This is a genomic window from Tsukamurella sp. PLM1 (genome assembly GCF_023168325.1).
Classification (GTDB): domain Bacteria; phylum Actinomycetota; class Actinomycetes; order Mycobacteriales; family Mycobacteriaceae; genus Tsukamurella.
The window spans coordinates 220234-238028 of the sequence record NZ_AP025688.1 but is presented as its reverse complement, the minus strand read 5'-3'; the positions used below and the strand labels follow the sequence as shown (position 1 = coordinate 238028).

15 protein-coding genes and 1 pseudogene are annotated in these 17795 nt (G+C 71.3%); 8 read left to right on the top strand and 8 right to left on the bottom strand.

Annotation, left to right across the window (positions count from 1 at the left end; genetic code table 11):
• Window positions 1-54: 54 nt before the first annotated feature.
• Window positions 55-273, top strand: a complete 219-nt coding sequence (locus MTP03_RS01205) for a hypothetical protein (protein ID WP_248490225.1) — start codon at window positions 55-57, stop codon at window positions 271-273.
• 435 nt (window positions 274-708) lie between these two features.
• Here the strand turns inward: MTP03_RS01205 and MTP03_RS01200 are convergent.
• Window positions 709-2281: pseudogene (locus tag MTP03_RS01200) on the bottom strand (MFS transporter).
• A gap of 5 nt (window positions 2282-2286) precedes the next feature.
• Window positions 2287-3012, bottom strand: a complete 726-nt coding sequence (locus MTP03_RS01195; RefSeq protein ID WP_248490224.1) for an LppX_LprAFG lipoprotein — start codon at window positions 3010-3012, stop codon at window positions 2287-2289.
• Window positions 3013-3050: 38 nt separating this feature from the next.
• On the opposite strand from MTP03_RS01195, the gene trmB reads away from it, so the two are divergent.
• The 4 genes from trmB (at window position 3051) to MTP03_RS01175 (ending at window position 9195) form a co-directional block, all read left to right on the top strand.
• Complete coding sequence (trmB, locus tag MTP03_RS01190; RefSeq protein WP_248492346.1) at window positions 3051-3860, top strand: tRNA (guanosine(46)-N7)-methyltransferase TrmB; 810 nt, start codon at window positions 3051-3053, stop codon at window positions 3858-3860.
• Complete coding sequence (locus MTP03_RS01185) at window positions 3857-4519, top strand: NYN domain-containing protein (RefSeq protein ID WP_248490223.1); 663 nt, start codon at window positions 3857-3859, stop codon at window positions 4517-4519. The genes trmB and MTP03_RS01185 overlap by 4 nt, the downstream gene beginning before the upstream one ends.
• A 96-nt stretch (window positions 4520-4615) precedes the next feature.
• Complete coding sequence (locus MTP03_RS01180) at window positions 4616-7702, top strand: MMPL family transporter (RefSeq protein WP_248490222.1); 3087 nt, start codon at window positions 4616-4618, stop codon at window positions 7700-7702.
• Complete coding sequence (locus MTP03_RS01175; RefSeq protein ID WP_248490221.1) at window positions 7657-9195, top strand: protein kinase; 1539 nt, start codon at window positions 7657-7659, stop codon at window positions 9193-9195. Before MTP03_RS01180 ends, MTP03_RS01175 begins: the two co-directional genes overlap by 46 nt.
• A 272-nt stretch (window positions 9196-9467) precedes the next feature.
• Here MTP03_RS01175 and MTP03_RS01170 read toward each other — a convergent pair whose 3' ends face one another.
• From MTP03_RS01170 to MTP03_RS01160, 3 genes are read right to left on the bottom strand one after another with little or no spacing between them, the layout of a single operon-like run.
• On the bottom strand, window positions 9468-9713 hold the full coding sequence (locus tag MTP03_RS01170; protein ID WP_248490220.1) for a hypothetical protein: 246 nt from the start codon (window positions 9711-9713) through the stop codon (window positions 9468-9470).
• 38 nt (window positions 9714-9751) lie between these two features.
• A complete protein-coding gene (locus tag MTP03_RS01165; RefSeq protein ID WP_371820844.1) occupies window positions 9752-10924 on the bottom strand; it encodes a fatty acid desaturase in 1173 nt (390 codons plus the stop codon).
• A 27-nt stretch (window positions 10925-10951) separates the two neighbouring features.
• Complete coding sequence (locus tag MTP03_RS01160) at window positions 10952-12013, bottom strand: flavin reductase family protein (RefSeq protein WP_248490219.1); 1062 nt, start codon at window positions 12011-12013, stop codon at window positions 10952-10954.
• 141 nt (window positions 12014-12154) lie between these two features.
• Between MTP03_RS01160 and MTP03_RS01155 the strand changes: the two genes are divergently transcribed.
• Both MTP03_RS01155 and MTP03_RS01150 read left to right on the top strand, forming a co-directional pair.
• The gene (locus tag MTP03_RS01155) at window positions 12155-12814 is read left to right on the top strand and encodes a TetR family transcriptional regulator (RefSeq protein ID WP_248490218.1); all 660 of its coding nucleotides are present in this window, start codon (window positions 12155-12157) and stop codon (window positions 12812-12814) included.
• A gap of 216 nt (window positions 12815-13030) precedes the next feature.
• Window positions 13031-14515, top strand: a complete 1485-nt coding sequence (locus MTP03_RS01150) for an aspartate ammonia-lyase (RefSeq protein ID WP_248490217.1) — start codon at window positions 13031-13033, stop codon at window positions 14513-14515.
• Here MTP03_RS01150 and MTP03_RS01145 read toward each other — a convergent pair.
• The 3 genes from MTP03_RS01145 to MTP03_RS01140 form a co-directional block, all read right to left on the bottom strand.
• Window positions 14512-15168 (bottom strand): response regulator transcription factor, encoded by a 657-nt coding sequence (locus MTP03_RS01145; protein ID WP_248490216.1) that lies wholly within the window; start codon window positions 15166-15168, stop codon window positions 14512-14514. The genes MTP03_RS01150 and MTP03_RS01145 overlap by 4 nt on opposite strands.
• 28 nt (window positions 15169-15196) lie before the next feature.
• Complete coding sequence (locus MTP03_RS23220) at window positions 15197-15481, bottom strand: ATP-binding protein (protein ID WP_371821011.1); 285 nt, start codon at window positions 15479-15481, stop codon at window positions 15197-15199.
• An 80-nt stretch (window positions 15482-15561) separates the two neighbouring features.
• The gene (locus MTP03_RS01140) at window positions 15562-16425 is read right to left on the bottom strand and encodes a DUF5931 domain-containing protein (protein ID WP_248490215.1); all 864 of its coding nucleotides are present in this window, start codon (window positions 16423-16425) and stop codon (window positions 15562-15564) included.
• Between the two features lie 34 nt (window positions 16426-16459).
• On the opposite strand from MTP03_RS01140, the gene MTP03_RS01135 reads away from it, so the two are divergent.
• Window positions 16460-17635, top strand: a complete 1176-nt coding sequence (locus tag MTP03_RS01135) for a YbhN family protein (RefSeq protein WP_248490214.1) — start codon at window positions 16460-16462, stop codon at window positions 17633-17635.
• The last annotated feature ends 160 nt before the right edge of the window (window positions 17636-17795 follow it).

Below are 17795 nucleotides of genomic sequence, written 5' to 3'. Positions count from 1 at the left end.
GCAATCGGTCCGGGCGACGGCACGCAGCTCCCCGTCGAACTCGGCCGACCGACGGTGCTCGTATCCGTCCACCGCCGCAGCGAGCGGCACCAGCAGGGCGTCGACGCCGCCGAGGGCGCGCAAGTGCGCGAGCACGTCGTCGTCGGACAGGGACGGGGTCTCGCGGAGTGCGCCCACCGCGCATGCGAGTCCGTACGCGCCGAGATCCTCGAGCAGCGGCGCATCGGCGCCCAGGGCCGCGGCGGCCGCGGTCACGGATTCGGGCAGCGGTAGGCCCGATTCCGCGATCCGGCGGACCGCGGCGAGATCGGCGTCCGGCGCGTCCAGCAGGGCGATGACGGGGTGCACCGGGCCGCCGAGAACCTCTCCGAGGCGCTCGGCGTAGGCATCGGCGGCGCGCCAGGACCCGGCGGCGTCGGCCTTGCACCACACGACGGTGATCGGCCCCGACTCGGGGGCTGCGGCGAGCGCGTCGATCGCGGCGCGGTCGGTGGCGCGCAGGCCGCCCGCGAAGCAGTAGACCCGGGCGTCGGCCGGAGCGGGCCGGTCCCCGCAGACCTCGACGCCGCGGCGCACCAGGGCCGCGGCGAGCACCGACTTCCCGACGCCCTCGCGGCCCAGCAGGCGCACACACGGCGCCCCGGTGCGCACGGACAGATCCCCCATCGCGAGCCCCCGACTCCCCGGCGCCCCCGCGCCGGTCCCACCTCAGGAGCGTACGAGCGCCTCGTCGTCCTCGACGGGGGATTCCGGCGATTCGTGCCGGCCTCCCGCCACGAACAGCGCGAAGACCGCGCCGACCACGCAGATTCCGGCCGTCACCGCGAAGACCTCGCCGAACATCAGGGCGTAGGCCTCCTGCGTCTGCCGCGCGACCGCGAGGATCGTGTCCTTGAAATTCCCCGACGAGGAGACCGGGGTCATTGACGCCACGATCGAGTTGAGCCGGTAGAAGCCGAACGTCGTCAGCGCCGCGACACCGATCAGCATGCCGCTCATGCGCGCCACCACGAGCAGCGCCGAGGCGATGCCTGCCTGCGTCAGCGGCACCGCGCGCAGCGCGGCCGAGGACAGCGGTCCGATCACCACGCCGAGGCCGAAGCCCGCGACGGCCAGCGAGGTGTCCAGCGCCGGGAGGAAGCCCAGGTAGTGCGCCGACAGCACATCGGTCGGCCACATCGCGATCAGCACGTAGCCGCCGGCCGCGATCACCAGGCCGGCGACGGACACCGCCCGGTCGCCGACGCGGGTGGCGAGGGCGCCGCCGAGGACCGCGCCGACGGGCAGCGCGATGAGGAACCGCACTAGGGTGAGCACGGCGGCCACCCCGTCGCGCTCCAGCACGGCGCGCGCGTAGATCTCGACGTCGACCAGCGTCACCATGAGCGCCGCGCCGGCACACACCGACGCGGCACAGGCGGCCAGGAAGGGGCGCACCCGCATCCCCGCGGTCGCGATCAGCTTGGTCCGGGCGAACCGTTCCCACACGCCGAACAGCACGAACGCGACGGCGGCGCCGATCAACAGCCAGCCCCCGCCCGGGGGCAGGATGTGCTCGCCGTCGGGCTCGGGGTTGTAGAGGCCGACCACCGACAGTCCGAGCGCCACGGCCAGCAGCAGCCCGCCGGCCACGTCGACCTTCTGCTTCTCGACGGCCCGCTTGGGCACGGTGACCTGCAGCAGCACCATCGCGATCAGCGCGAGCGGCACGTTCAGCCAGAACACGACCCGCCACGCGTCGTCGCGCGGCACCGTCCCGAGGTGGTTGTGCACCAGGGTCACCACGCCGACGCCCACGACCGGGCCGAGCACGCTGCCCATCTCCTGCGCCGCACCGACCCAGCCGAGCACGGCGGCCCGTCGGCGCGGAGACCACAGGTCGGCCGCCAGGGCGAGCGTCACCGGCAGCAGCGCACCGCTGGCGACGCCCTGCACGACCCGACCCACGAGCACCTCGGGGACCGTCGCCGCGAGCGCGGTCAGGATCGAGCCCACGATGAACAGCGCAAGGCTCACCTGCAGGACGAGCCGGCGGCCGAACCGGTCCGAGAGCCGGCCGAGCAGCGGCATCGCCGCGATGTAGCCCAGCAGGTACCAGGTGATGATCGGGGTGGCCAGCTGGATCTTGTTGATCGGGATCTCGACACTGCGCATGATGTCCTCGAGGACCGAGACCACCACGTACGTGTCCAGCGCGCCGGAGCACCGCGAGGCCCGCGGCGCCGATCGCGACGCCGCGGCCGCGGACCGGCGCGTCCGTCGTCCGTTCCCCCGCCCCCACCAGCGTCACTTCGCGGTCTTCGGGTCCAGGAGCTGGACCTTCTTGCCCCAGTCGCTCAGCGTGACGCTCAGCGTGCCCTGATCGAAGCCCACGTTGGCGCGCACCAGGTTGTTGGGCGCGTCCTCCTGCACCCAGAAGGTCAGCGGCCGGTCGCCCAGCTCGGCCTTCGGCACGATGCCGGCCAGCGCGGTCCCCGGGATGATTCCCGAGATCCGGATCGTCTTGTTGGCGCCGATCTGCTCGCGGTCCTCGACCTTCGCGTCGCGCACCGACGCGATCAGGTTCGCGATGCCCTTCTTCGGGTCGAGGATGGCCGAGGCGTCGTAGACGTCCGCGGCGGGCCCGGTGCGGCTGTACGACTGGCCCGAGCCCAACTGGACCCACAAGTCACCGTCGGCGACGACGAACTTGGCGCTGACCGGAGTGCCCTGGTAGACCACGTCGGCGTCGCCCTGCCCGCCCACCTTCGGGTCGTTGGTGAGATAGGCGTTGACGCTCTTGACGGGCAGGTTGGGGACGGTGCCCTCGACGGAGAGGTCGAGGTGGACGTCGTGAAGCGCCCGCGCGGCCGCCGCGGACGCGTCGATCAGCGTCCTGGCCTCGGGCAACGGGGCGTCGTTCGCGGTGTCGCCCTTGCCGCCGCAGGCGGCGACCAGGCCGGTGACGGCGAACAACGCCACCATCAGGGTGACGAAGCGGCGCGCCGTGTGGCGATTGTTACGCACGATCATGCGGCCAATGTTAGGTCACATTCGTGCGGGCTGAGACGATGGACGGCGTGCCCCAGCCCCAGGACCCCCGCGCCGAGCACCGTCGGCTCTACCCGCGAGTAACCAGTTTCCGTTCCCGCCGCGCGTCCCTCACCCCCGCCCAGCAGACGGCGATGGACACCGGGTGGGCGACGCTCGGCCGGGACATCCCCGCCGCGGCGCCGGTGCCCGACGGTGCGCCGCCCGTGCCGGACGGGACGTTCGGCGCACCGTCGCACCCGCTGGACGCGGCGGCGTGGTTCGGCCGGACCGCGCCGCTCATCCTGGAGATCGGCTCGGGGACGGGCACCTCCACGTGGGCGATGGCGCAGGCCGAACCCGAGCGCGACGTGGTGGCCGTCGAGGTGTACCTCCCCGGCATCGCGCAGCTGGTCGGCGCGGTGCAGCGGGCCGAGCTGACGAACGTGCGGGTCATCCGCGGCGACGGGGTCGCTGTGCTCGAGGACATGATCGAGCCGGGCACGCTCACCGGCGTCCGCGTGTACTTCCCGGACCCGTGGCCGAAGGCCCGCCACCACAAGCGGCGGCTGCTCCAACGGCGCATGTTCGCCCTGATCGCCGACCGCCTGCGTGTCGGAGGGATTCTGCACGTGGCCACGGATCATGCAGACTATGCAGAGGCGATTGCGGAGGTCGCACCCCTGGAGCCGCGACTGCGGCGCGTGGAACTGCCTCCGCGGCTCGCCGACGCAGGCCTGCCGATCTCGGTCGACCGGCCGGTGACCAAGTTCCAGGACAAGGCCGCGCAGGTGGGCCGAGAGATCCACGAGTTCGTCTGGGAGCGCGTGGAGGAAGGAGAGGTGCGGTGACGACTCCGGCCGACGCACCCACCCCCACGCCCGACCCCGCGCAGCGGGTCCTGCTGGTCTGGGACGCCCCGAACCTCGACATGGGGCTCGGATCCATCCTCGGCGGCCGCCCCACGGCCGCGCACCGCCCGCGGTTCGACGCTCTCGGCCGCTGGCTCCTGGAGTTCACCGCCTCCCGCGAGGAGGAGACCGGTTCCCGGCTCGAGCCCGAGGCCACCGTCTTCACCAACATCGCGCCCGGCACCGCCGACGTGGTCCGCCCCTGGGTCGAGGCCCTGCGGAACGTGGGCTACGCCGTCTTCGCCAAGCCCAAGATCGACGACGACAGCGACGTCGACGAGGACATGCTGGACCACATCGACGTGCGCCGGTACTCGCCCGGGCTCGGCGGCCTGCTGGTGGCGTCCGCGGACGGCCAGGCCTTCCGCGAGCCGCTGGAGGAGATCGCCGCAACCGGTGTACCGGTCAAAGTACTGGGGTTCCGCGAGCACGCCGCCTGGGCGCTGCAGTCCCCTACCCTGGAGTTCGTCGATCTCGAAGACATCGCCGGGGTGTTCCGGGAGCCGCTGCCACGTGTGAGCCTGGACTCGCTGCCCGACGAGGGTGCGTGGCTGCAGCCGTTCCGCCCCCTGTCTTCGCTACTTTCGAGTCGAGCCTGACGTCGCGCCTGCACGGCCCGGCCACCGGAAAGGAAATTTCGCTTGTTCTCAGCGATAGGACGCTTCACGTACGCGTTCCGATACACGATCATCGCGGTGCTCTTCGTGAGCATCGCGATCACCGGCGTCTGGGGCTTCCTTGGGCTCGGTGCGAAGACGAAGATGAACGGCCTCTACGACGACGCCAGCGACTCGGTGGCGGCCGCTCAGGTCACCGACCTGGCCAACGGGCGCGAGATGCAGCCCGACATCCTGGTGCTGATCAAGCCCGCCTGCCCGCCCGAGAAGGCGGACTGCACGCCGGAGGAACGCAAGAAGATCAGCGACCCGGAGGTCGAGAAGGCCGTCGAGAAGACGCGCCAGGAGATCCTCGCGAAGTACGCGACGGGCGACGACTCGCCGCTGAACCCGGCGAACGAGCAGGCTCCGCAGGAGAGCTCGCTCAGCTACACGATGTTCGCGCCGGGCGCCCCGCAGGCCAACGACCAGCTGTTCAAGCAGTTCACCCGCACCGACGCCGACGGCGGCACGTGGGGCTTCTTCACCCTGCCCATGCGTTCGGCGGACGACACCCAGCGCGGCAAGGACTGGGTGGAGATCCAGAAGCCGCTGATGGAGATGCTCCGGGCGGAGGCGAACAAGCCGTACTTCGAGGCACAGGTCGGCGGCCTGGTGCCGGTGACCTCCGAGGTCACCGAGGGCGTGCAGAAGGACCAGAAGAAGGCCGAGATCATCGCGCTGCCGCTGGTCGCGATCGTGCTGTTCTTCGTCTACGGCGGCATCGTCGCCGCGGTCCTGCCGATGATCGTCGGTGTGCTCACCATCGGCGCCGCGATGGCCGTCGCCTCGGTGATGGCGAGCTTCATGGACGTCAACCTGTTCGTCGGCCCGATCATCTCGCTGATCGGCCTGGGCATCGCCCACGACTACGGCCTGTTCATGGTCTCGAGATTCCGGGAGGAGCTCGACGAGGGCTACGACACACCGACGGCGGTCAGACGCACGGTGATGACGGCGGGCAGAACGATCATCATGTCGTCGCTGCTGATCGTGGGCGCGCTCGCGTGCCTGTACATGTCCCCGCTGGGGCTGCTCACCTCGATGGCCACCGGCGCACTGCTCGGCGTGTTCATCTCCGCGATCCTCTCGCTGACCCTGCTGCCGGCCATGCTGGCCGCACTGGGCCCGCGCGTCTTCGCACTCAGCTTCCACTGGTTCCTCACCGTCTTCGACAGCTGGAAGCTGCCGCTGATCGGCGGGATCATCCACTGGGCGGCCGAGAAGACCGGCGGCGCGAAGACCAAGGCAAACATCGAGGCCGGCATGTGGGGCAAGGTGACCGACGCGGTCATGAAGCGCCCGAAGGCCGCGATCGTCTCGGTGGTCACGCTGCTGCTGGCGATCTGCATCCCCATCGTGGGCCTGCAGTTCGGCGGCATCTCGCAGACCTACCTGCCGCCGACCAACGAGACCCGGCAGGCGCAGGACCAGTTCCAGGCGCTGTTCCCGGAGCACACGGGGCAGCCCGTCAGGATCGTGTTCACCAACGCGAGCGACGCTCAGATCAAGCAGGTGCTCGACGAGGCGAACAAGATCCCCGGGTTCACTCGGTCCAACCCCGCGGACCCGAACTCCGCGCGGTTCGGCGCGGCGACCGACGCGGTCGACACCGTCAAGGGCGGATCCGACAAGCTGGTCGTCCGCGGCCAGGAGGTCTCGGTCCGGACGTCGGTGGGCAGCATGCAGGACCCCAACGACACCAAGGCCGTCGGCGAGGCCGTCACGGCCCTGCGCGCCATCACGATGGACGGCGCCGACCCGAGCAAGGGCGTCGGCTTCCTGGTGGGTGGCATGCCCGTGCTGCAGTACGACTCGATCGACTCGATGCTGAGCCTGCTCCCGTGGCTCATGCTGGCGTTGGTCCTGGTCACCACCTTCATGATGTTCCTGGCGTTCGGGTCGCTGACGCTGCCGATCAAGGCGGTGCTCATGTCGATCCTGTCGCTCGGCTCCACGCTGGGCTTCCTGACGTGGATGTTCGTGGACGGGCACGGCGGGGACCTGCTCAACTTCACGGGCGGCCCGATGATGGCGCCGGTGCTGGTGCTGGTGATCGCCGTGGTGTTCGGCCTCAGTACCGACTACGAGGTGTTCGTGATCTCCCGCATGATCGAGGAACGCGCGGCCGGCGCGACCACGAACCAGAGCATCCGGGCGGGCACCGCCAACACCGGCCGGATCATCACCGCGGCGGCGATCCTGCTGGCCTGTGTCGCGGCGGCGTTCGCCACGTCCGACCTGGTGATGATGAAGTACGTGTCGTTCGGCCTGATCTTCGCGCTACTCATCGACGCCACCGTGGTCCGCATGGTGCTGGTCCCGGCCGTGATGAAGCTGCTCGGCGACGACTCCTGGTGGGCGCCGAACTGGATGCGCAGGATCCAGGAGGCGATCGGCCTGGGCGAGACCTCCCTGCCCGCGGAGACCCGCGATGGGCGCCCGCTCAGCGAGGTCAAGCCCGGTGCGGCCGCGCCCGGCAAGGCCGCGCCGCAGCTGGTCGGGGCCGGCGGCCCCGCGCCGCGTCCCATCAGCTCGCCGGAATCGGGGCGCCTGATCCCGCCGCTGAACCTGCCGAACCAGCAGGCCGAACGCCCGGCCCGGCCCACCCCGGTGGGCCCCGGACCGCGCCGCCCCGGACCGCCGCTGGGCTTCTCCCACGGCCCGCAGCAGGACCCGCGCCAGGCACCCACGCGCCGTCCCCCGCAGGACCCGCGCAGCTACCAGCCGCCGGTTCCCGGCCGGCGTCCCCGGGACCGCCGCCCGGTCACCAGGGCCCGCCCGGCCAGCCCGGCCAGCCCGGCCCCCAGGGCGGACCGGGACCGCGTCCGAGCGGTCCGATGCAGCCGCGCGCGGGTGGGCCGCAGGGCCAGCGCCCGCCGTATCCCCCGCGCCCGCAGGGCCAGGGCGGGCCGCGCCCGCCGCAGCACGGCGGACCGTCGGGCGAGATGCCGCGGCGGCCCCGCCCGCCGCAGGGCGAGTAGGTACGCAGGTGACGGACGAGCGCCGATCGGGAGGACTCCCGGTCGGCGCTCGTTCTTTCGTCCGGGCTGCTTCGCGGCGCGAGTAGGCTGCCTGCCATGGCGGGGAACGACCAGGACCTGCAGATCGCCGGGTACCGGGTGATCGGCAGGCTCGGCGCGGGCGGGATGGGCGAGGTGCACCTCGTGGAGCACCCGCGCCTGCCGCGGCGCGACGCGCTCAAGCTGCTCGACGGTGCCGTCTCCGGCAACCCGGAGTTCCAGGCCCGGTTCATCCACGAGGCCGACCTGCTGGCCCCGCTCTCGCACCCGAACATCGTGCACCTCTACGACCGTGGCCGGCTCGACGACGGGCGACTGTGGCTGACGATGGAGTACGTCCAGGGCACCGACGCGAAACAGCTACTGCGCGAACAGGGCCCGCTGCCGCTGGGGCTGGTCGCGGAGATCGTCGCGGGCGTCGCTGCCGCGCTCGACTACGCCTACCAGGAGTTCGCCATCACCCACCGGGATGTCAAGCCCGCGAACGTGCTGGTGCGGCTGCGCGACGCGCGCGCGACCGCGGTGAAGCTGGTGGACTTCGGGATCGCCAAATCGTCCGGCGACGCGGGCGGCCTCACCATGGCGGGGGTGACGGTGGGCACCCTCGGCTACCTCTCCCCCGAGGCGATCAGCGGCGGCGAGCTCGACAACCGCACCGACCTGTACTCCCTCGCCACCGCGGCGTTCGAGCTGCTCACCGGTACGGCACCGTTCCGCGGCGAGTCGATCGCCGCGATGATGGGCGCCCATCTGTACCAGCCGGTTCCGCCGATCCACGAGCGCGGCGAGGGCCTCCCCGCCGCGCTTGCGCCGGTGTTCACCCGAGCGCTCGCGAAGGCTCCCGAGGACAGGTTCGCGACCAGCGGCGAGTTCGCGGCCGCGCTGTCGGCGGTCGCGGCGGCCGCGCCCGACGCGCGGGCCGTCGTCGGGCCCGCGACGCAGGACGATCCGCACTACGCGTCCACGACGCTCCGCCCGGCCGAACCGGACGCCGACGCCAACCCCGACGCCGACGCCGACGCCGACGCCACGATCGTCCGGCCGGCGGCGACAGCTCCGGCGGCTCCGCCGACGGGACCGGCACCGTCGGGCCCCGTGCCGCTGCGACGCGGCGAGACCGTGGACCTACCGGGCTCGGCGGAGCTCGAGCTCCGCGTGGAACTCCCCGCCGGACGCGCCGGCGACGACCTGTTCGTGCTCGTCACCGGCGTGGACGACCGGATCGTCAGCGAGGCGCACCTGGTCTTCTACAACAACCCGCGCGACCCGGAGGGCGTCGCCGAGCTCGGCGAATCCGGCATCGCCCTCGTCCCGCGCCTCCTCCCGCCGGGCTGCCGGATCGTGGTCGCGGTCGCCTCGGACGGCCCCGCCCTCACCCTCCCGACGGTGCCGTCCGCCACCGTCGGGTGCGCCGACGGGACGTGGGCGCTGCCCGCGCCCACCGAGCACGGGCTGCGGGCGACGGTGCTGTTCGAGGTGTACCGCCGCGAGTCGCCCGACGGTGCGCGCACCCTGCGGCTCCGCGCGCTCGGGCAGGGGTGGGACGACGGCGTCGCCGCGCTGGTGCGCGCCTACGGTGTCGAGGTGGACGACTGACATCTGCGGCTGGGGCGACTCGACGGCCGCGGCGGTTCGGAGACTGGGGTTCCGGTCGGGGTTAAAAGGTCGACTACTTCCAGCGAGAGCCATACACATTCTGAATAATGCCTGGTCCGCGCACCGAACGGAAGCTTGACCAGGCATTATTCAGAATGTGTATGGTCCTGTAGGAGAACATCTCTCCAGATGCGCGGAGCTGCAGGCCCTGCGATTCCCGGGCACCGTCTGCGAGTCCCTGGACTCGAACTACGGGCCGTGACTCACCTCCGCTACTGCGCGTCCGATCCGCCCTCGGGAGCGCCGGCGTGCGGCGCGCGCCCCGCGTCACGCTCCTCGTCGGCGGCGGCGCGCTTGGCGGCCTGCCGCATCTCCAGGGCGTCGCCCACGGCGTCGCCGATCTCCCGGGCGACGTCCGCGACCGCGGTGGTGATGATCGTGGCGATCCGGCCGACGCGGATGGCCGTCGACTCGACGGCCTCCTGCGTCGCGTCCTTGCGCCGCTCCAGCTTGCCCACGTCCGCGCCCTTCCGCCGAGTTCCCTGGACCCGAGGTCCTAGACCGACACCATCTCACGCTCGACCGCGCGCTGCCAGCCCGCCTTCGCCAGGGCGCCGCGGGCGGCGTCCTCGTGCCGCGTGCGCTCGATGGTCACGGCCAGCTCGGGCTCCTGCTTGGTCCACCGGTTGGGCAGCGAGAGCTTGGCGATCTTCTTCCACGTCGAACCGAGCTGACCGCGCAGCGACCCGGTGTTGTACGGCAGGCCGAACTCCTCGCACGTGGCACGAACCTCGGCGGCGACCTCCGGGTAGCGGTTGGCGGGGATGTCGGGGAACAGGTGGTGCTCGATCTGGAAGCTCAGGTTGCCGGACATGATGTGGAACAGTCGGCCACCGTCGATGTTCGCCGAGCCCAGCATCTGCCGCACGTACCATTCGCCGCGCGTCTCGTCGGCGGTCTCCTCCTTGGTGAAGGTCTGCACGCCGGACGGGAAGTGTCCGCAGAAGATGATCGAGAACGTCCACAGGTTGCGGACCAGGTTCGCGGACAGGTTGCCCAGGAACGTCAGCGGGAACAGCGGGCCGGTGAGCAGCGGGAAGATCACGTAGTCCTTGAGCACCTGCTTGCCCGCCTTGCGGCGCATCCCGGCGACGAGGTCCTTGATGTCGGCCCACTTGCGCTCGCCCTTGACGATGCGCTCGGCCTCCAGGTCGTGCAGCATGACGCCCCACTGGAACAGCACCATGAGCGCGCTCGCGTAGGCGAGGTTGCCCAGGTAGTACGGGTGCCACTTCTGCTCCGGCGCCATCCGCAGGATGCCGTAGCCGATGTCGCGGTCCATGTCGAGGACGTTGGTGAAGGTGTGGTGCAGGTAGTTGTGGCTGTGCTTCCACTGGTCGGCGGGGCAGACGGTGTCCCACTCGAACTCGCGGGAGTTCAGGCCCGGCTCACGCATCCAGTCGTACTGGCCGTGCATGACGTTGTGGCCGATCTCCATGTTGTCGAGGATCTTGGAGACGCCGAGCGCGCCGACGGCCACCGGCCACAGGGGCGGCAGGTACATCATCGCGCGGCCGGCGATCTCGAGGCCGCGCTGGTACCGGACGATCTTGTAGATGTACTCGCGGTCCTTCTCGCCGAGGTCGGCGAGGATGCGCGCACGGATCGCGTCGAACCGCTCGCCGATGATCTCGACCTGCTCGGCGGTGAGGGTGATGTGCTCGGTCATGATTTCTCTCCCCTTCGAAGATGGTGGCTAGAGCGCGATCTCGACGTCGCCGACGGGCGCGCTGACACAGAGCTGGATGTGCTGATCGGGCTCGTCGTTCGTCTCGCCCGTGAGGATGTTGGAGGTGCAGCCCGACTTCTTGACGGCCGTGCACGAGAAGCAGATGCCCATCCGGCAGCCGCTCTCGGGGAACAGGCCGGAGGACTCGGCCTGGTCCAGGATGCTGCGGCCGTCGTTGTCGACCACGGTGCCGGCCTCGGTGAAGCGCAGGGTGCCGGTCGCCTCGCCCGACGGTGCCGCCACGACCGGGGGCGTGAACTCCTCGACGCGGAGCTCGACACCGGCGTCGGAGTACAGCTGTTTCGCGGCGTCGAGCAGCGCGGCGGGGCCGCACGCGAGACCGACGTCACCGAAGTCCTCCAGTTGGCCGAAGTGCTCGGCACCGAGGTGCCGGCCGCCGGCGCGGGTGTACACGTACGTCACCGAGATGTTCGCGAACCGGGCGAGCCGGTCCAGTTCGGCGCGGTAGGGGTTGTCCGCCGAGTCGCGGCAGAAGTGCAGCAGGTCGACGGCACCGTCGTGCTTCTCGTCCACGAGCGTACGCAGCATCGAGAGCACGGGCGTAATGCCGCTTCCGCCGCTGATGAGACGGATCCGGCCCGGCCGGTCGCCGGGCTCGCCGGGCAGGGTGAACGCGCCGGCTGCGGGAGTGAGCCCCAGGACGTCGCCCACAGCGAGGTGCTCGCGCAGGTGCTTGCTCACGTGGCCGTCCGCGTCGGCGGTCACGGTGAACTCGAGCTCGCCGCCCTCGTGCTGCGAGCCGGCCGGCGAGAAGCAGCGGGTCTGCCGGACGCCGTCGATCACGGTGCTGACCTGGATGAACTGGCCTGCCTGGAAGCCCTCGAACTGGCGGGTGGGCGCCACGGTGAAGGTCACGGTGCGGTCGGTGCGCCGGCTCACTGCGGTGACCCGGCCGCGGATCTCGGTCCAGGTGACCATCGGATCGACGAGCTCGAGGTAGCGGTCCACGGCGTGCGGGGTCAGCACCGCCTCGATGACGGATCCGGCGAATCGAGTGAAGCGACTCATGGCTGTGTTTCTCCGTTCAGTGCACGCTTGTACACTCACAGTATGCACGCAAACGTCCGCGCCCCGTCAAGGAGTTGTTCCGTGACCTCGGCCACAGCGTCGGCGACGGCGCCCCGAGCTGCGGGGGATAGACTGGATCCCATGCCCAGACCCACCCCGCGCGCCGTCGAACGGCACACCCCGGGGCCGTCGCGGGCGGAGGCCAAGGAACGCACCCGGCAGGCCCTGCTGGACGAGGCGCTCTCACTGGCCGGTGAACGCTCGTTCGCCAGCCTCTCGCTGCGCGAGGTGGCCAAGGCCGCCGGCGTGGTGCCCACCGCCTTCTACCGCCACTTCGCGTCGATGGACGACCTGGGCGTCACGCTGGTCGAGGACGCGATGCGCGTGTTGCGGCGCATGCTGCGCGAGGGCCGCCGCGAGGGCCTGGCGCCCAGCGGTTCCGACGCGGTGCGGATCGTCGCCAAGCAGGCCCGCAGCAACGACGCGGAGTTCCAGTTCCTGGTGCGCGAACGCTACGGCGGCTCCCCCGAGCTACAGCGCGCGATCGACGTGGAGCTGCGCCTGTTCGCCAAGGAGCTCACCCACGACCTGTCACGGATCGCTCCGCTCTCCGACTGGAGCGTCGAGGAACTCGACATGGTGGCCGACCTCTACGTCACGATCATGCTGGGCTTCGTCGCCGAGCTGGTGCGCATCGATTCACGCAACACCCGCGACGAGGACGAGCTCATCGACCGCACCACCCGCCAGCTCGCGGTGGTCGCGCTGGGGCTGGCCTCGTACCGGCCTCGCGACCGGTAGCGCAGCAGCTTCGGCACCCCCGACGACGAGCCCTTCGGCTTCCGGCTGACCCATCCCGACGGGGTCCGGGCCGCGCTGGGCGCAAAGCTCCACGCCGACGTCCTCGACGTGTTCGCGAGCTCCGGGGTTCCGCTCGCGACCGATGAACAAGCCGGTGCTACCGACTGATTCCGCCGATCAGCCCGTCGATCGCCGACGGTGCGCGACGATCGACGGATGACCTCTCCTCAGACTCGCAGCGAGCACGACCTGCTCGGCGACATCGACGTCCCCGCCGGCGCCTACTACGGCGCACACACCGCGCGGGCACTGCTGAACTTCCCGATCTCCGGCGTCCCGATCGCCGCGCACACCCACCTGGTGAACGCGCTCGCCTCGGTGAAACAGGCTGCGGCGGAAGCCAACCGCAGCCTGGGCCTGCTGTCGGAGGAGCGCTGCGCGGCGATCGTCGCGGCGTGCGAGCGGATCCGCGGCGGCGGCCTGCACGAGTGGTTCGTGGTCGACACCATCGCCGGCGGCGCGGGCACCTCGACCAACATGAACGCCAACGAGGTGATCGCCAACGCCGCCCTCGAGCACCTCGGCCGCCCCAAGGGCGACTACGCCGTGCTGCACCCGCTCGACCACGTGAACCTGGGGCAGAGCACCAACGACGTGTATCCCACCGCCATCAAGATCGCGCTGATCACCCAGCTCGCCGAGCTGACCGAGGCACTCACCGAGCTCCGCGGCACGTTCGCCGCGAAGTCGGAGGAGTTCGCCGGCATCCTCAAGATGGGCCGCACCCAGCTACAGGACGCCGTACCAATGACCCTCGGCCAGGAGTTCGGCGCGTTCGCCACCACGCTGGGCGAGGACATCGTCCGTCTGCAGGAGGCCACGCGCCTGCTGCACGAGCTGAACATCGGCGGCACCGCCATCGGAACCGCCCTCAACGCCCACCCCGGCTACCGCCCGAAGACGATCGAGCGGCTGCGCGAGATCACCGGCATCTACGAGCTGATCGGCGCGGTCGACCTCATCGAGGCCACCGCGGACGTGGGCGTGTTCGTGCAGCTCTCTGGGGTGCTCAAGCGGATCGCGGTGAAGCTGTCGAAGACCTGCAACGACCTGCGGCTGCTGTCGTCGGGCCCGCGCGCCGGCCTGGGCGAGATCCACCTGCCCGCCGTACAGGCCGGATCGTCGATCATGCCCGGCAAGGTGAACCCGGTGATCCCCGAGGTGGTCAACCAGATCGCCTACGAGGTGATCGGCCACGACGTGACCATCACCATGGCCGCCGAGGGAGGGCAGTTGCAGCTCAACGCCTTCGAGCCGATCATCGGGCGCTCGCTGGTCGAGTCCATCAGCCACCTCACCCGCGGCGCGCGGGTGCTCGGCGAGCGGTGCGTCGCCGGCATCACCGCGAACTCCGATCGCCTGGAGAGCATGGTGGCCGAGTCGATCGGCGTCGTCACCGCGCTCAGCCCGACGATCGGCTACGCCTCCGCGACCTCCGTGGCCGCGGAGGCGCTCGAGTCGGGGCGCGGGGTCGTCGAGATCGTCCGCGAGCGGAAACTGCTCGACGATGCGGTGCTCGACTCCCTGCTCAGCCCCGAGTACCTCACCGGCCACCCGCCGACCGCTCTCGCCCCGCAGCCCGACGGTGCCGACTCCGGGCCGGTGCCGGCCCACCCACGTCGGCCCGAGGGTGCCGGCTAATCCAACCCGTTCTCCAGGGCGTAGCGGGCCAGCTCCACGCGGTTGCCGAGCTGCAGTTTCCGCAGCGTGGCCTGCACATGGTTCTCGACGGTGCGGTGGCTCAGGTGCAGGCGGGTGGCGATCTGCTTGGCGGACAGGCCCTTCGCCACGAGCCGCAGCACCTCGGTCTCACGAGCGGTGAGCGCGGGACCTGCGGGCTCGGGCGCTGCGGCCATGCGCCGGAACTCCCCCAGCACCAGCCCGGCGAGGCCCGGGGTGAACACGGGCTGCCCGGCGGCGGTGGCGTGCACCGCGGCAACGAGCTCCGCGGAGGCGCTCTTGACCAGGTAGCCGCAGGCGCCGGCCTTGACGGCCTCCACCACATCGTCCCGCTCGTCGGAGGCGGAGAGGATCAGCACCTGCGCCTTCGGGGCGGCCTCCAGCACCAGCGCGGTGCCGGCGGCGCCGTTCCCGTCGGGCAGCGACATGTCCATGAGCACCACCCCCGGCTGCACCGCCTTCGCGATCCGTCCCGCCGCGGCCACCGAATCGGCGGTGCCGGCGACCGCGAATCCGCGGGCCTCGAGGTCGCGCGCCACGGCCTCGCGCCACATCGGGTGGTCGTCGACCACCAGCACGGAGATTCCCGCCGGATCTACGTTCGCAGTGTCCATGACACTCGCCTCCTCGCGATCGGGGCGGTCACAGCTCGTGCGCCGCCCGCGGCACCGACAACTCCCATTCCACGCCTCCTCCCACGTCCGTCGTCAGCTCTGCGCTGCCGCCCAGCGCCCGCATCCGCCCGACGATGGACTCCGACACCCCCAGTCTGCCCTCCGCGCGGGCGGCGTCGAGGCGTCCCGGCGCGATTCCGGTGCCGTCGTCGCGCACGGTCACCAGCACCGCGTCGCCGACGTCCTCGAGGAGCAGGTACGACCGCGCTCCCTCCCCCGCGTGCAGCGCCGTGTTGTCCAGCGCGTTGCGCACCGCACCGACCACCTCGGTCGCGGCGGCCGCGGGAAGTAGCACCGGCCCGCCCGGTTCCGCGAGGGTGACGGTGCCGGACGTCAGCGGCCGCAGGAGGTCCCGCAGGTCGACGGTGCCTTCCCCCGCGTCCGGCGCCTCGGGGACGCCGCCGTCCGGGGTCTCGGCGATGAGGTGCCGCAGCGCCCGCTCCTGCTGCGCCGCCAGCTGCCCCAACTCGTGCAGCTCGGGCCCGGTCGCGCCGCCGGGCACCGTGCCGGACCGAGAGAGTTCGGCGCACCGTCGGGCCAGGAAGGCGAGGGCCGGAGCACGCCGTCGTGGACCTCCCGGGCGAGCCGCTCGCGGGCCCGCGCGTCGGCGGCCACCCGTTCCGCCTCCCGGACCCGGTCCTGCGACGTGATCGCGACGCGTGCGGCGACCCCAATGCCGAGCCCGACCGCCATGAACACCGGGTAGTTGGCGTCGCGGACGATGGTCTCGGGGAACGTGCCGCGGTAGATCGCGTTGACCGCGGCGATCACGACGCCGCCGATCACGCCGCCGACCGGGCCGGACAGGATCGCGGCCGAGACCACCGGGTTGGTCAGCCACAGCGTGGTCGGGAGCGCCTGGTTGTGGGCGGTGAACTCGCCGGTCGCGACCCAGACGGTGCCGAGCGCCAGCGTCGCGGCCGCGGCGAACTCGGCGATCACGAACCACAGGTGCCGGCCGAAGCCCTTGAGGTAGCCGGTCGCGGCGATCGCGCTGACCAGCACGACCGCGCCGATCAGCACCCAACTCCACCCGATCCGCGCGTAGCGGTCCGCCTCGTCGATCTGCCGGCCCACCGCGTAGACCACCGACAACGTCCGGAACCACTGGGCGCCGCGCCACAGCGGCGCGCGGGGATCGTCGTCACCGGGCGACGCCGCACCGCCGCGTCGCAGCCGGGATGCGAGGGCTTGCATGTGCCCACGTTAACCCGTGAGTAGGCTGGCGCCGATGCAGGCAGACGACGAATCACCGAGCAAGGACCCCGCGGTCACGCGGCGGCGCTTGAAGTGGGTCCGTCGGGTCCTGCTCGTGGTGATCGCGGTGGTCCTCGCGGTCGAGGTGTACCTGTTCGGGCCGACGGTGTCGAAGTCGCTGCGCGACCTCGAGCACATCCGCTGGGAATGGGTGCTCGCCTGTGTGGTGGCAGTGTTCTTCTCGATGGACTCGTTCGCGCAGGTGACGCGGGTGCTGCTGCGGTCCGCGGGCGTCAAGGTCACGCAGCGGCAGGCGCTGGGGCTGCAGCTGGCGTCGAACTCGGTATCCCAGACGATGCCCGGCGGCCAGGTGCTCGCGCCCACGCTCGTGTACCGGCGCACCCGCATGTGGGGCGCGACGCGGATCGTGGCGGCGTGGCAGATCGTGATGAGCGGGCTGCTCATGTCCGCCGGCCTGGCGGTGCTGGGGCTCGCGGGCGGCCTGCTCGCGGGCGCCAAGACCAGCCCGTACTCGGTGCTGTTCTCCGTCGCGATGCTGGTCGTCTTCATGGTGCTGGTGCAGTACGTGGCCTCGCACCCCGACGGCCTGTACGTCGTCGGCGCGCGGCTGATCCGCTGGGTCAACGACCTGCGCAACAAGCCCGAGGACACCGGCCTGGACCGCTGGAAGGAGACCCTCGACCAGCTGCAGTCCGTGAAGCTCAATCGGCGCTACGGGGTGCAGGCGTTCGGCTGGTCGCTGTTCAACTGGGTCGCCGACGTGGCCTGCCTCGCATTCGCCTGCTACGCAGTCGGGGCCGCCCCCGGGCTCGCCGCGCTGGCCGGCGCCTACGCCGCGTCGAAGGTCGTCAACACCATCAGCCCGATCCCCGGCGGTCTGGGGCTCGTGGAAGGCGCCCTGGTCCCCGCGCTGGTGCTCTCGGGGATGCCGCTGAGCCAGGCCTTCACCGCGACCATCCTGTACCGCTTGGTCAGCTACGTCCTCGTCGTGATCATCGGCTGGATCGTGTTCTTCGTCAGCTACCGCAGCACCATGGACGTCGACCCCGACGCCACCGACAAGCCCGCACCCCCGGACTCGCCCTCGGACGCCGACGCATCGGACGCCCGCGCATCGGACGCCGACGCACCCTCGGAAGCGAACGACGCGGCGGAGCGCGACGGCGGACCGTCGAAGCCCGGGACCTGAGCGCCCCACCTGCGGTTTTAGCGCGACACAACCGGTAGTCAAGCCCGACGGGGCATCGTCATGGGTGTGAGCGGACGACCCGCACGCTCACATCGCCCCGGAAGTGGAGGGGGGCGAGGGGGTTACGGCCCGGTCGGGGCGCGTCTGGGAGGACCGCGCC